The organism is Streptomyces sp. NPDC050147, assembly GCF_040660195.1.
Classification (GTDB): Bacteria; Actinomycetota; Actinomycetes; order Streptomycetales; family Streptomycetaceae; genus Streptomyces.
Genome location: NZ_JBFALJ010000014.1, coordinates 24,991 through 38,240 on the forward strand (window position 1 = coordinate 24,991; position 13,250 = coordinate 38,240).

8 protein-coding genes are annotated in these 13,250 nt (G+C 70.7%); all 8 read left to right on the top strand.

Translation table 11 applies throughout. From position 1 onward, the window contains the following. Positions 1-63: 63 nt before the first annotated feature. The 8 genes from AB0I94_RS21915 to AB0I94_RS21950 are packed head-to-tail and all read left to right on the top strand — an operon-like array spanning position 64 to position 13,249. A complete protein-coding gene (locus AB0I94_RS21915) occupies positions 64-1,380 on the top strand; it encodes a nucleotide sugar dehydrogenase (protein ID WP_363311261.1) in 1,317 nt (438 codons plus the stop codon). Beyond that, positions 1,370-2,644 (top strand): glycosyltransferase family 4 protein, encoded by a 1,275-nt coding sequence (locus tag AB0I94_RS21920; protein WP_363311262.1) that lies wholly within the window; start codon positions 1,370-1,372, stop codon positions 2,642-2,644. Before AB0I94_RS21915 ends, AB0I94_RS21920 begins: the two co-directional genes overlap by 11 nt. Continuing rightward, positions 2,641-4,038 carry a Wzz/FepE/Etk N-terminal domain-containing protein gene (locus AB0I94_RS21925; RefSeq protein WP_363311263.1) on the top strand — a complete coding sequence of 466 codons (1,398 nt, stop codon included), beginning with the start codon at positions 2,641-2,643 and terminating at the stop codon, positions 4,036-4,038. Before AB0I94_RS21920 ends, AB0I94_RS21925 begins: the two co-directional genes overlap by 4 nt. Then, positions 4,035-5,564 (top strand): Wzz/FepE/Etk N-terminal domain-containing protein, encoded by a 1,530-nt coding sequence (locus AB0I94_RS21930; protein WP_363311265.1) that lies wholly within the window; start codon positions 4,035-4,037, stop codon positions 5,562-5,564. The genes AB0I94_RS21925 and AB0I94_RS21930 overlap by 4 nt, the downstream gene beginning before the upstream one ends. 3 nt (positions 5,565-5,567) lie before the next feature. Next, a complete protein-coding gene (gene asnB / locus AB0I94_RS21935; protein WP_363311266.1) occupies positions 5,568-7,496 on the top strand; it encodes an asparagine synthase (glutamine-hydrolyzing) in 1,929 nt (642 codons plus the stop codon). A gap of 32 nt (positions 7,497-7,528) precedes the next feature. Beyond that, the gene (locus AB0I94_RS21940) at positions 7,529-9,724 is read left to right on the top strand and encodes a bi-domain-containing oxidoreductase (protein ID WP_363311267.1); all 2,196 of its coding nucleotides are present in this window, start codon (positions 7,529-7,531) and stop codon (positions 9,722-9,724) included. Next, entirely contained in the window at positions 9,724-11,679 is a 1,956-nt protein-coding gene (locus AB0I94_RS21945) for an alginate lyase family protein (protein WP_363311268.1), read from the top strand. Before AB0I94_RS21940 ends, AB0I94_RS21945 begins: the two co-directional genes overlap by 1 nt. Positions 11,680-11,692: 13 nt before the next feature. Continuing rightward, positions 11,693-13,249, top strand: coding sequence for a right-handed parallel beta-helix repeat-containing protein (locus AB0I94_RS21950; protein WP_363311269.1), 1,557 nt, complete (start codon positions 11,693-11,695; stop codon positions 13,247-13,249). Position 13,250: the final 1 nt, after the last annotated feature.

Sequence of the window (13,250 nt, forward strand, 5' to 3'; positions counted from 1 at the left end):
CCGTGGTCCGGCCGGCGCACGGAAGGCACGCCGGAAAGGCGTGCCTGGGGGGAGGAACGGGATATGAGGGTCTGCGTCTTAGGGCTCGGCTATGTGGGCTGCGTGTCGGCCGCGTGCCTGGCAGGCATGGGTCACGAGGTCACCGGGGTGGACGTCAGCCAGGTGAAGGTCGACCTGGTCAACGACGGCAAGGCCCCGGTGGTCGAGGAGCGAATCGGCGAGCTCGTGGCCGAGGCCGTGCGGACCGGAGCGTTGCGCGCCACCAGCGACGTCCGCGAGGCGGTCATGGGCAGCGACGTGTCGCTGGTCTGCGTGGGTACGCCGTCGGAGCCCAACGGCAGCCTGTGCACCACGTACTTGGAGCGGGTCACCGAGCAGATCGGCGCCGCGCTGGCCGAGCGGGGCGGGCGGCACACCGTCGTGTTCCGCAGCACCATGCTCCCGGGCACGTGCCTGAATCTGCTGGTACCGATCCTGGAGAAGCACGTCGGGGGCACGGCCGGGGTGGACGTCGGGGTCGCGGTCAGCCCGGAGTTCCTGCGCGAGGGCACGAGCGTGCGGGACTTCTTCGATCCACCCAAGACCGTCATCGGCGAGCTCGACCCGGCAAGCGGCGACGTGGTGGCGGCGCTGTACGAGGGGCTGCCCGGCGAAGTCTTCCGGGTGCCGGTCCCGACGGCCGAGGCGATCAAGTACGCGGACAACGCGTTTCACGGTCTCAAGATCGGCTTCGCGAACGAACTGGGCGCGGTGTGCCAGGCGCTCGGGGTGGACTCGCACCAGGTGATGGACGTGTTCCTGGCCGACCGGAAGCTCAACATCAGCCCCGCCTATCTGCGACCCGGCTTCGCCTTCGGCGGCTCCTGCCTGCCCAAGGACCTGCGCAGCCTGGTCCACGCGGCGCAGCGGGCCGACGTCTCGGTGCCCATCCTCTCCCACGTACTGGCCTCCAACTCCGACCATCTGCAGCGCGCGGTGAAACTGGTCGAACGCACCGGCAAGCGCCGCGTGGGCCTGTTCGGACTTTCGTTCAAGCCCGGCACCGACGACCTCCGCGAGAGCCCGCTCGTCGAGCTCGCGGAGAGACTCCACGGCAAGGGCTACTCCTTGCGGATCTACGACGCCAACGTGAGCCTCTCGCGGCTGATCGGCGCGAACCGGGAGTACATCGAGACCCGGCTGCCGCACCTCGCGCAACTGATGGCGGACTCCGTCGACGAGGTGCTCGCGCACGCGGACGTGTGCCTGGTCGGAACCAGGGATCCGGACGTCCTCGCGGCGCTGCCCCATGGCGACGGACCGGTGATCGTCGACCTCATCCACCTTCCTGACGCCGACGCGCGCCGAACCGAACCGGGGTACATGGGCCTTGCTTGGTAACACATCGTTCGATGACACAAGTGGTGGCGACCGGAAAGACCGGCGCGCGCTGATCCTGGTGGAGAACCTGTCGGTGCCGTTCGACCGGCGGGTGTGGCAGGAGTGCACGACGCTGCGCGACGCGGGCTGGAAGGTGCACGTCATCTGTCCCCAGGGGGAGAAACGGGACACGGAACCAGAGGCGGAGATCGACGGGGTGCGGATCCACCGCTACCCGTTGCGCGCGGCCACCGGAGGACCGGCCGGCTACCTGCGGGAGTACGGATCGGCGTTGTGGCATACGGTCCGACTGGCCCGGAAGGTCGGCCCGGTCGACGTCGTCCACGCCTGCAACCCGCCCGACCTGCTGTTCCTGCCGGCACTGTGGATGAAGCGGCGCGGAGCGCGGTTCGTCTTCGACCAGCACGACCTGGTTCCCGAGCTGTACCTCTCCCGGTTCGACCGCGGCGAAGACCTGCTCTACCGCGCCGTGTGCGCGCTGGAGCGGCGGACCTACCGCGCCGCGGACATCGTGCTCGCCACGAACGAGAGCTACCGCGACGTCGCGGTGCGCCGTGGCGGCCGGCGACCGGAAGACGTGTTCGTGGTACGCAGCGCACCCGACACCGCACGGTTCCAACCCGTGCCACCTGAGCCGGAGTTGAAGCGCGGCAAGCCTCATCTGCTGTGCTACCTCGGCGTGATGGGCCCGCAGGACGGCGTCGACTACGCCTTGCGTGCCCTTGCCAAGCTGCGCGACGAGGTCGGGCGGAGCGACTGGAGCGCGGTGTTCGTCGGCGGCGGCGACACCTACGACGCCATGGTGGAACTGTCCCGGAGGCTCGGGCTCTCGGAGCAGGTGCACTTCACCGGGCGCATTCCGGACGCCGACCTGGTGCGCTACCTGTCCACCGCGGACGTGTGCCTCTCCCCCGACCCGCACAATCCGCTCAACGACGTGTCGACCATGAACAAGGTTCTGGAGTACATGGTGATGGGCCGGCCGATCGTCTCGTTCGACCTGCGCGAGGCGAGAGTCTCCGCCGGTGACGCCGCCGTCTACGCGCCCGCCAACGACGAGGCCGAGTTCGCCCGGCTCGTCGCGCTGCTCCTTGACGATCCGGAGCAGCGGGAGCGGATGGGCAAGATCGGCCAGGAGCGGATCAGTGGAGAGCTTGCCTGGCGGAACTCCCAGCGAGCGCTGCTCGCCGCCTACACCGCTGCCTGCCGTGACCACACCCCCGTCTCGGCGGGCGGCCGGACAGGGCGGAGGCAGCGCCGTTGAGTGATGACCCGATACGCCTGGTCACGATCGGGCGGATCTTCCGTCGGCGCTGGCGACTGCTCGCCATCGTCGCCGTAGTGGGCGCGCTCGTCGGCTACGGCACCTCTGTGGTGTTCCCGCCGAGTTACACCACCTCGGCATCGGTGCTGCTGCCGGGGCAGTGGGAAGAGCGCGAAATGCTGACCCAGGTGGACGTCGCGACCAGTTCGTCGGTGACCGACCGTGTGGCCGACAGGCTCGGCTGGAGCGGAGTCAGCGGCAGCGAGCTGCGGGACCAGGTGGCCGCGAAGGCGACCAACGGGAACATCATCAAGATCTCGGGTACGGCAGAGACTCCGGAGCGCGCGCAGCAGCTGTCCGACCAAGTGGCCCGGCAGTTCGTCAAGTTCGCCGCGGGGATCGCGGGCGGCGCCACCGACACCGAAGCCCCCTCGGAGCCCGAGGCGCTGCGGAAGAAGGTCGAGGAGACCAACCGCCGCATCACCGACCTGGCCGACGCGGCCGATCCGGGGCGGACCGTCGAGAGCGTGCAGGCCCGCACCTCGCTCGAGAAGCTGCGCACCTCGCTGGAAGAGGCCATGACGAAGCTGGACCGGGCCGACCCGGCGAACGACAAGGCCGGCATGGTCGTCATGGGGTCGGCCGCCCGGCCGACCGGTGAGGCACCGCCGACGAGAACGCAGCTCATCGTCGCCGGGGCGCTGCTGTTCTTCCTGCTGGCGGTGATCGGCCATCTCACCGCCGCACGGATGAACCGCCGGCTGCGCACCGAACCGGAGATCGCCGCGGCGCTGGGCTCGACGTTCCTGGGCGCCGTCGACGTACCCGACGAACCGCCGGTGCAGCGGTCGGGAGGCCGTGGCGCGCGGGCTCGGCTCCGCCGGCTCCTCGGCCTCGACACCCGGTGGGACACACCGACCCCGCAGAGGTCCGGCGACGAGGCCGGCAGGCGGATCCGCTACCGGCGGGTGTGCGCCCGCCTCCGTGCTCAACTGCCAGGCCTGCGGCGGCTGTTGGTCGTCGTACCGGAGGGTGACGAGATCGCCCGCCGGGCGGCCGCGCAGCTCGTCGCCTCGGCCGAGAGCGACGCTTCCCCAAGCTCTTCGAGCAAGGGGTACCCCATGCTGCGGGTGGTGGAAGTCTCGATGGACCGGCCGACGGTGCCGGACCGCGACACGGAGTCCGGTGCCCTGGTCGTCCTCAGCGCGGGCAACTGGACCGCGGAGGAGATCGCCGGCATCGCCGAGGCGTGCGCGGACGGCAGGCACGAGGTCGTCGGCGTCGTCGTCGCCGGCCCGGTCCGGGTCCGCACCACGACTTCCGCCGAGCAGCCCCCGGACCACGCCGATCCGGCGCTCGCGGTTCGCGGCCAGGCGACGGGAGGTTCAGCGTGACGACCACGACATCGGAGTCGGCGGCCACTCCGCTCTTCGACCTTCAGGCGCTGCTGGTGGCGGTGCGCAGACGCCGCCGCCTCTGGCTCTCCATGGCGCTCCTCGGCCTGCTCGTCGGCGCGGCGCTGGCGGTCCTGCTGCCGCCGCCACCGAGCGCGGTGACCAAGGTGCTCGTCGCACATGCGCAGGACCAGCCGAACGACACCGGAACGCTGATGCGCACCGATGTCGAGGTGCTGAGAACCACGCGGATCGCCGACCAGGCCCTGCGGTCCCTCAAGTCCTCGGAGAAACCCGAAGACTTCATGGAGGACTACCGGGGCACCGGCTTGACCAACAACGTGCTGCAGATCGACGTGACAGGCGACAGTGACGCGGACGCGGTGGCCCGGGCCAAGGCGCTGGCCGACGCGTTCGTCGCGGACCACCTGCGACGGATGCGGGACACGGCGAAGGCCGAGGCAAAGGCCCTGCTGGACCAGCGTGACCGCATGCGGGGCGAACTCGCCGAAGTCAACGAGGAGATCGGGGACCGGTCGCCGGGTACGGAGACCGACCCGCGGGCCTCGGCGAGCATCGAGTCGCTCTTCGCCCGTCGGGCCGAGCTCAACTCCCGGATCGCCGATTTCGACGAACGCGCCGCGGACGCGCGCACCGGCACACCCCAGATCATCGCCGGTACACAGATCGTGGACGCTCCCCGCGCGCTGCGACACTCCATGCCCAAGGCCGCTGTCACCAACGCCGCGATCGGCCTTCTCCTCGGGCTCGTCCTCGGGCTCGCGGTGGCCGCGATCGGCGCGGTGGTGGCGAACCGCCCCGTGCTGCGGCGGGAGATCGCGACGAACCTGGGCGCCTCGGTCATCGCGGAGCTGCGGCGCGCGTCCCGCCTGCCGGCCCGCCCCTGGCAGCGACGACGGACCCGGAAGGCGCACGAACGGCTCACCACCACCCTGGCCCGCACCGTGCGCGGCTCCGCGGAACCGGTGTCGCTGCTCGAACTGGGCTGCGCGCGCACCACGAGCGAGCTCGCCCTGGACGTCGCCAGGACGCTGGCCGCGGATGGGCCGGTGGTCGTCATCGACGGTCTGCCCGGCCCCCAGCTCTCGGGCCGACGCCCGAAGCCAGGAGACCCGACCGTGGTCAGCGGTGAACGTGCCACGGCCGTGGCACGTCAGCAGCGCCGGCTCGGCGTCGGCTCGGTCGCGCCCGGCACGGCGTGGACCGACCTTCAGTACCTCGGTACCCAGACCGTGCTCGTCGTGCGTGCCGGGCACGGCAGCGCCGCATGGCTGCACACCGTGGCGCGGCAACTCGCGGACCAGCGCATTTTGGTGATCGGTGTGGTGCTGATCGACCCCGACCCGCGTGACCGGACCGACGGCACGCTGTGGGACGGGATGCACATCGCGCTACGGGGCCACAGCGAGCGGCTGGCCCGGCAGAACGGGATGAGCGAGCAGCGCACGGAGCGATCGGCGACGTGGGCCGCACGGGTCCCGGACAGTGACCAGGAGGCGCGCTAAGACATGTGTGGCATCGCAGGCACATACCGATGGCCGGACGGGAAGGTCGTGGCAGACCGCCTCACCGACACCCTCGCCCACCGCGGGCCGGACGGGTCCGGCCGCTACAGCCACCGCGCCGGGGACGGCGAAGTGCACCTCGGGCACCGCAGGCTGGCCATCATCGACCTGTCGGAGACCGGCGCCCAGCCAATGGTCTCGGACGGCCTCTCCCTCACGTACAACGGCGAGCTGTACAACGCGCCGGAACTGCGGACCGAGCTGGCCGCCGCCGGGGTGCGCTTTCGCGGTACCTCCGACAGCGAGGTGCTGCTGGAGGCGTGGCGGCGCTGGGGAACCGGCTGTCTGCCCCGGCTGCGCGGCATGTTCGCGTTCGGAATCTTCGACGAGCGCACCGGCGAACTGGTGCTCGTCCGCGACCAGCTCGGCATCAAGCCGCTGTTCCTGCTCCGGCGCGGCGAGGGCCTGGTGTTCGCCTCCGAGCTCAAGGCGCTCGCCGCCGTGACCGGCGGGTCGCTGGAAGTGGACCACGCGGCGCTGGTGGCGTCCCTGCTGTACTACTGGGTGCCGGACTCGCGTTGCGCGTTCCGCGAGGCGGAGAAGCTGCCGCCGGGGAGCTGGCTGCGGTGCCGGCCCGACGGCCGGGTGGAGCGCGGCCAGTACTGGAGCCTCAAGGACGTCGCCGCCGAGGGCCAGGACCGGGCCCGCAGCGGTGAGCAGCCGGACCTGGCCGCGATCGTCGAGGAATCGACCCGGCGGCATCTGCTCTCCGACGTACCCGTGGCGACCTTCCTCTCCGGCGGTCTCGACTCCAGCTACCTGACCGCGCTGGCCGCCCGGGACCGACCCGGGATCTCCGCGTACACGATCGGGTTCCGCGCCGAGGACGCCAAGTTCGAGGCGATGCCGGACGATCTGCGCTATGCCCGGCAGGTCGCCGAGCAGTTCGGCGTCGACCTGCATGAGATCGAGATCGCTCCGAACGTGCTCGACCTGCTGCCGCGGATGACGTACCACCTGGACGAGCCGATCGGCGACCCCGCCGCGATCAACACGTTCCTGATCTGCGAGGCCGCCCGGGAAGCCGGGGTCAAGGTGATGCTCTCGGGAATGGGCGCCGACGAACTGTTCGCCGGTTACCGCAAGCACCTGGCCAACACCCTGGCGCTGCGCTACCAGCGCGTCCCGCGGCCCCTGCGGCGCGGCCTGTCCAGGGCCGTGGACCGGCTGCCGGTCGCCACGGCCCGCCGGGGGTATCGGTCGGTGCGCTTCGCGAAGCGGTTCCTCTCCTTCGCCGATCTGCCGGAGGAGGCCGCCTTCCGGCGCAGCTACACCATGTACGACCAGAACGAGCTGCTCGGCCTGATCAATCCGGACCTGGCCGGGACGGTCGACGACGTGTTGACCGAGCACGCGGACATCTACGAGGACAACGACCTGGACGACTTCGTGAACCGCATGTGCCTGGGCGACGCCCGGATGTTCCTGCCGGGCCTGAACCTCGCGTACACGGACCGCTCCAGCATGGCCGCGTCGACCGAGGTACGGGTGCCGTACGTGGACGTCGAGGTGGTCAAGGCGGCGTTCGCCGTGCCCGGTGATCGCAAGATCGTCGGACGGCAGGGCAAGGCCGTCCTCAAGGAGGCGGCCACCTCGATCCTGCCCCGGGAGATCGTGTACCGGCCCAAGGGCCTGTTCAGCGCCCCGCTGCGGGCCTGGATGAGCCGGGATCTGGCACCGCTGGTGCGCGAGGTGGTGAACGACGGCGTGCTCGTCAATTCCGGGATCCTGCGCCGCGACGCGCTGGCGCGGATGGTCGCCGAGGACGCCGCCGGGCAGCGGGACTTCTCCAAGCATCTGTGGCATGTGCTGACCCTCGAGTACTGGTATCGCGGCGCGACCTCTGGCTCCGGCCAGAGCCAAGCGGCCTGACGACGTTGAACGTAGAAATAAGAGGAGCTCGGGTGAAACAGGTCGTTCAGAATTACAAGAGTGGCGAACTGGCGCTGCTTGAGGTACCGGTGCCGGGGTGCAAGCCGGACGGCGTGCTGGTGCGGAGCGTCTACTCGCTGATCTCCACCGGGACCGAGCTCATGAAGGTGTCCGAGGCCGGCATGTCGATGGTGGGCAAGGCCCGCTCCCGTCCCGACCAGGTGTCCAAGGTCATGCAGAGCGTGGCCACCAACGGAGTGCCCGCCACCTACCGCAAGGTGATGGGCAAGCTGGACTCGTACACGCCGCTCGGCTACTCGCTGTGCGGGGTGGTCGAGCAGGTCGGGACCGGGATCGACGACGTGGCGGTCGGTGACCTCGTGGCCTGCGCCGGCAACGAGCACGCCTTGCACGCCGAGCTGAACTGGGTGCCCAAGAACCTCTACGCCCCGGTGCCGGACGGCCTCGCGCCCCGGCACGCGGCCTTCGGCACCGTGGGGTCGATCGCGATGCAGGGCGTGCGCCGCGGCGAGCCACAGCTCGGCGAGGTGGCGCTTGTCATCGGCCTCGGTCTCATCGGGCAGCTGGTGGTGCAGCTCCTCACCGCCTCGGGAGTGCGCGTCGTCGGAGTCGACCCCGACCCGGTGCGCTGCGAGCTCGCCGAGCGCGTGGGCGCCGCGGCCTGCGGCGATCCGGCCTCCGCGGCCGTGGAGAGCGCCGTCGCCGAGCTCACCGGCGGTCACGGCGTGGACCAGGTGTACCTGGCCGCCGGAGGCGCCGGCAACCAACCCGTCGAGCTGGCCGCCCGGTTGAGCCGGGACCGCGGCCGGGTCGTCGACATCGGCAAGTGCAGCCTCGACCTGCCGTGGAACGCGTACTACGAGAAGGAACTGGACGTCCGGTTCTCCCGCTCCTACGGCCCCGGGCGCTACGACCCGGCGTACGAGCTCGAGGGACGCGATTACCCGATCGGCTACGTGCGCTGGACCGAGCGCCGCAACCTGGCGTGTTTCCTCGATCTCGTCGCTCGCGGCAGCGTCGACGTGGAGCCCCTGATCTCCCGCATAGCCGACTTCGACGACGCCGTCGAGACGTACCAGAGCCTCAAGGACGGCGACCTGAAGGCGGTGGCCGTGCTGTTCCGGTACCCCGGCCCCGCCGGCCCCCCAGCGGAAGCGGTGGCCCCGGCGGTGGCCGTGCCCGCGGTGAAGCGACCCGGCGGCCAGGTGTCCGGCCCGGTCCGGTCCACCACGACGCCGGTGCGCCTTGCCTTCGTCGGCGCGGGAAACTACGCGACGTCGATGCTGCTGCCGCATCTGGCACAGCGCGACGGCGTCACGCTGTCGACAGTGGTCACCACGACGGCGCTGTCCGGAGCCAACGCGCAGCGGAAGTTCGGCTTCGCCGAGGCGACCACCGATCTCGACGCGGTGCTCGGCGACAAGTCCATCGACGCGGTGTTCGTGGTCACCCGGCACAGCTCCCACGCCGAACTGACCCGCAAGGCCCTGCTCGCCGGCAAGACCGTGTTCGTGGAGAAGCCCCTGGCCCTCACCGAGGACGAGCTGGCCGGCGTGCTCGCGGCCGTGGAGGAGTCCGGCAACGACCGGCTGCAGGTGGGCTTCAACCGCCGGTTCGCGCCGATGCTCCAGGAGGCCGGGAAGCGGTTCGGCGCCCGGACCGGCCCGGCGAACCTGCGCTACCTGGTCAACGCGGGCCAACTCGGGCACGGCAGCTGGTACCTGCGACAAGGCACCGAGGGTTCGCGGTTCGTCGGCGAGGGCGGCCACTTCATCGACACGGCGAGCTGGCTCCTGGGGGCCGACCCCGTATCGGTGTACGCGGTCGCCTCGTCCGGCAACGAGGACCTGCAGGTCGTGCTGCGCTACCCGGACGGGTCCACCGCCACCATCAGCTACGTCACCACCGGCCCGGCCGGCTTCCCCAAGGAGACGCTGGACCTGGTCGCGGACGGCCGTGCGCTGCGGCTCGACGACTTCGTCCGCGCCTCTGTCTACGGCGGCAGCCGCAAGCGGTGGGTCAGTTCGCGGCTGCCCAAGGCCCGCGACAAGGGCCAGAACGCGGAACTCGCCGCGTTCATCAAGGCCGTGCGGTCCGGCGGGCCGATGCCGGTGCCGCTGGAGTCCCTCGTCGCCACCACGGCGGCCACCCTCGCCGTGCCGGCCTCTCTGGCCGCCGGGGCTCCGGTGTCGTTGGCGAGGGCGTGATGACCACGAGCGCCGGCTGGTACCTCCGGCGACTGTCCCGGATGGGGCCGCGGGAGGTCGGCGGCCGGGCGAGCGACGCGGTACGCAGGCGCCGGTGGCGGTCGGCGCGGCCGGTCTTTCCGAGCGTGACCGGCGCCCGGTTCACCGCGGTACTGCCCGCCGGGACGATCGCCGCCGTGGAGCCGGAGGCCGCCAAACGCCTCGTCGCCGAGGCCGACCGGCTGATGGAGGGGCACGCCGAGTACTTCGGGGTGCCCCGTCACGACCTGGCCGACCCGGACTGGTGGTACGACCCGAAGACCGGGCGCCGGGCTCCGTGGGGCTACGCCTTCGACGTGCCCTACCGCAACGAGGACGCGGTCGGGGACATCAAGCAGATCTGGGAGCTGTCCCGGCATCAGTACCTCACCGTGCTCGCCGCCGCCTACGCGGTCACCGGGGAGGAGCGGTACGCCGAGCGAGTGGCCGAGCACCTGCGGTCGTGGTGGGCGGCCAACCCACCGCTGCGCGGCGTGCACTGGATCAGCGGCATCGAGCTGGGCATCCGGCTGCTCTCCTGGGTGTGGATCCGCCGACTGCTCGGCGGATGGACGGGCGTGACCGGTCTTTTCGAGGACAATCCGGTGGCGCTGAACCAGATCTGGCACCACCAGCGCTGGCTGTCCGCCTTCCCCAGCCGGGGTTCTTCGGCGAACAACCACGTCATCGCCGAGGCCGCCGGGCAGTTCGCCGCGGCCTGCGCGTTCGGATGGTTCCCCGCCTCGGCCCGCTGGCGGGCCGAGGCACTGCGGTCGCTGGAGCGGCACTTGCGCGGCAACACCTTCCCTTCCGGCCTCAACCGCGAGCTGGCCACCGAGTACCACGGACTCGTCCTTGAGCTCGGCCTGGCCGCGGTGGCCGAGGCGGATGCCGCAGGTGTGCCGGTCCCCACGTCGGTCCGCCTCGTGCTGCTGCGGATGACCGACGCGCTCGCGGCCGTCGTGGACAACCGATTACGGCCGCCTCGCCAGGGGGACGCGGACGACGGGCACGGTCTGGTCGTGGACGGCGCGGGCACCGACCGCTGGGCCTCTTTGCTCGCCACCGGGGGCGCGGTGTTCGGCCGGCTCGCCTGGTGGCCGGAGGTGACCGCCACCGATGTGCGCACGCCGCTGCTCGCGGCGTTCATCCGGCCGTACGCGAAAGACGGAACACCGGCCGTGACCCGCCCGGCAAGGCGGCCGAATCACTTCGCCGACGCGGGCATGACTATCCTGCGCGGTCCGGAAGAGATCTGGTGCCGCTGCGACGGCGGTCCGCACGGCTTCCTGTCCATCGCCGCGCATGCCCATGCGGACGCGCTGTCCGTGGAGGTCCGGCACGACGGGGTCGACGTGCTCGCCGACCCGGGAACGTTCTGCTACCACGGGCAGCCCGAGTGGCGGCAGTACTTCCGCTCGACCCTCGGCCACAACACCCTGGAGCTGGACGGCGCGGACCAGTCAGTCTCCGGCGGCCCGTTCCTCTGGACCCGCCACGCCCGCACCCGCGTCCTGGCCGCGGACACATCCGACAAGGGTGTGACCCGCTGGTCTGCCGAGCACGACGGATACCGGCGCTCCGTGCACCGCCGCCGAGTGGAGCTGACAGGCACGAGCCAGGAGCTGCGGATCGTCGACGAGGTGCGCGGCCCACGCCGGGCCGTACGACTGGCGTTCCACCTCGGCCCCGCGATCGCCGCGGAGCTGGTGGGCGATTGGGCCATGCTCACCTGGACCCGGGACGGCGAGGACCGTTTCGCGGTGCTCGACCTGCCAGGACAGTTGCGCTGGCAGGCACACCGCGGCGAGAGCGATCCGCCGCTGGGCTGGTACTCCCCTGGCTTCGGGCGCAAGGAGCCCACCACCACGCTGGTCGGCACGGGTTTCGCCGACGGCACGGAGGGGTTCACCACCGTACTCAGGTTCCGGGACTAGGGAAGGAGGACGCGTGGGGTTCAAGTGGCGCAACCGGGCATGGCCGACGGCACCGTTGGCGCTGGCCTTGCTGGCCGCGACCGGCTGTACGAGTTCGTCGGACGGCCCGGCCAAGTCGACCAGTACACCGTCGACGTCCGGGGCGCCGTCCGCGTCCGGGGCGCCTGCCGCGTCCGTGGCCCGGGTGTGCGCCAAACCCGCGGCCGGTCCCGCGAAGGCACCGAAGGGCGCGGTGACGGTCGATCCCTCGGTCGTCGGTGACCTGGCCGCGAAGACCAAGAGCAGCCCCGCCAACACGACGTTCTGGCTTCGACCGGGCAAGCACAGGCTTGAGCCGGACCGTTACGCCCAGGTCATGCCCAAGAAGGGCAACCGCTACCTCGGGGCGCCGGGCGCGGTGCTCGACGGCCGCAAGACCAACAACTACGCGTTCAGCGGCACCGCCCGTGACGTCACCATCCGCCATCTGACCGTGCAGCGCTTCGTCGCGCCGACCGACGAGGGCGTGGTCAACCACGACATGGCCGATGGATGGGTGATCGAGCACGCGAAGATCCAGTACAACTCCGGCGCCGGGCTGATGGCCGGTGCCCGCCAGAAGGTCCGCGCCAGTTGCCTGCGCGACAACGGACAGTACGGAATGAACGCGTACAAGACCGGTGACTCCATCAAGGGCCTGGTGGTCGAGGGCAACGAGATCGTGGGCAACAACACCGGCGACTGGGAGCGGCGCAAGCCCGGCTGCGGCTGCACCGGAGGCATCAAGTTCTGGGCCGTCAACGGCGCCGAGGTACGCGGCAACTGGGTGCACGACAACCGCGGGGTCGGGCTCTGGGCGGACAACAACAACAACGACTTCCACATCGAGAACAACCTGATCGAGGCCAACGACGGTGCCGCGGTGATGTACGAGACCAGCTACAACGCGGTCATCCGGAACAACACGATCCGGCGGAACAATTGGGTCGAAGGCCGTAAGTACGCAGGCCGGGGCGACAACTTCCCGTACGCGACCATCTACGTGTCCGAGGCCGGCGGCGAACCACGGATCCGCGCCCGCACGGACAAGATCGAGATCTACGGGAACGTGCTGGAGAACAACTGGAACGGCATCACTCTCTGGGAGAACGCCGACCGGTTCTGCAACAGCCCCGCCAACACCTCGACCGGTTACTGCACGTTGCTCGTGAAGGACACCGACCGCTGCGCGAAGCCGGCGATCTCCAAGGCACCGCTCTACGCCGACTGCCGGTGGAAGACGCAGCGGGTGGACATCCACGACAACCGCTTCCTGCTGGACACGTCGGTCGTCAAGTGCGAGACGGAGTGCGGCCGCATGGCGGTCCTCTCCAACTACGGCACCTACCCGAAGTGGTCGCCCTACAAGGGCAAGCGGGTGGCCGACGCGATCACCCACAAGCAGGACAACCGCTGGCACGACAACGTCTACCGAGGGCCGTGGAGCTTCGTCGCGGAGAACACCGACCAGAGCCTCGACCCCGGCCAGTGGCAGGAAACGCCCTACCGGCAGGACACGGACAGCACCTTCGCCCGACGGGCCGGTGGTTGAG

Excerpts from the sequence above, each read along its gene's own strand:
- asnB (WP_363311266.1), top strand. The coding sequence starts at position 5,568 with ATGTGTGGCATCGCAGGCACATACCGATGGCCGGACGGGAAGGTCGTG.
- AB0I94_RS21945 (WP_363311268.1), top strand. The coding sequence starts at position 9,724 with ATGACCACGAGCGCCGGCTGGTACCTCCGGCGACTGTCCCGGATGGGG.
- AB0I94_RS21915 (WP_363311261.1), top strand. The coding sequence starts at position 64 with ATGAGGGTCTGCGTCTTAGGGCTCGGCTATGTGGGCTGCGTGTCGGCC.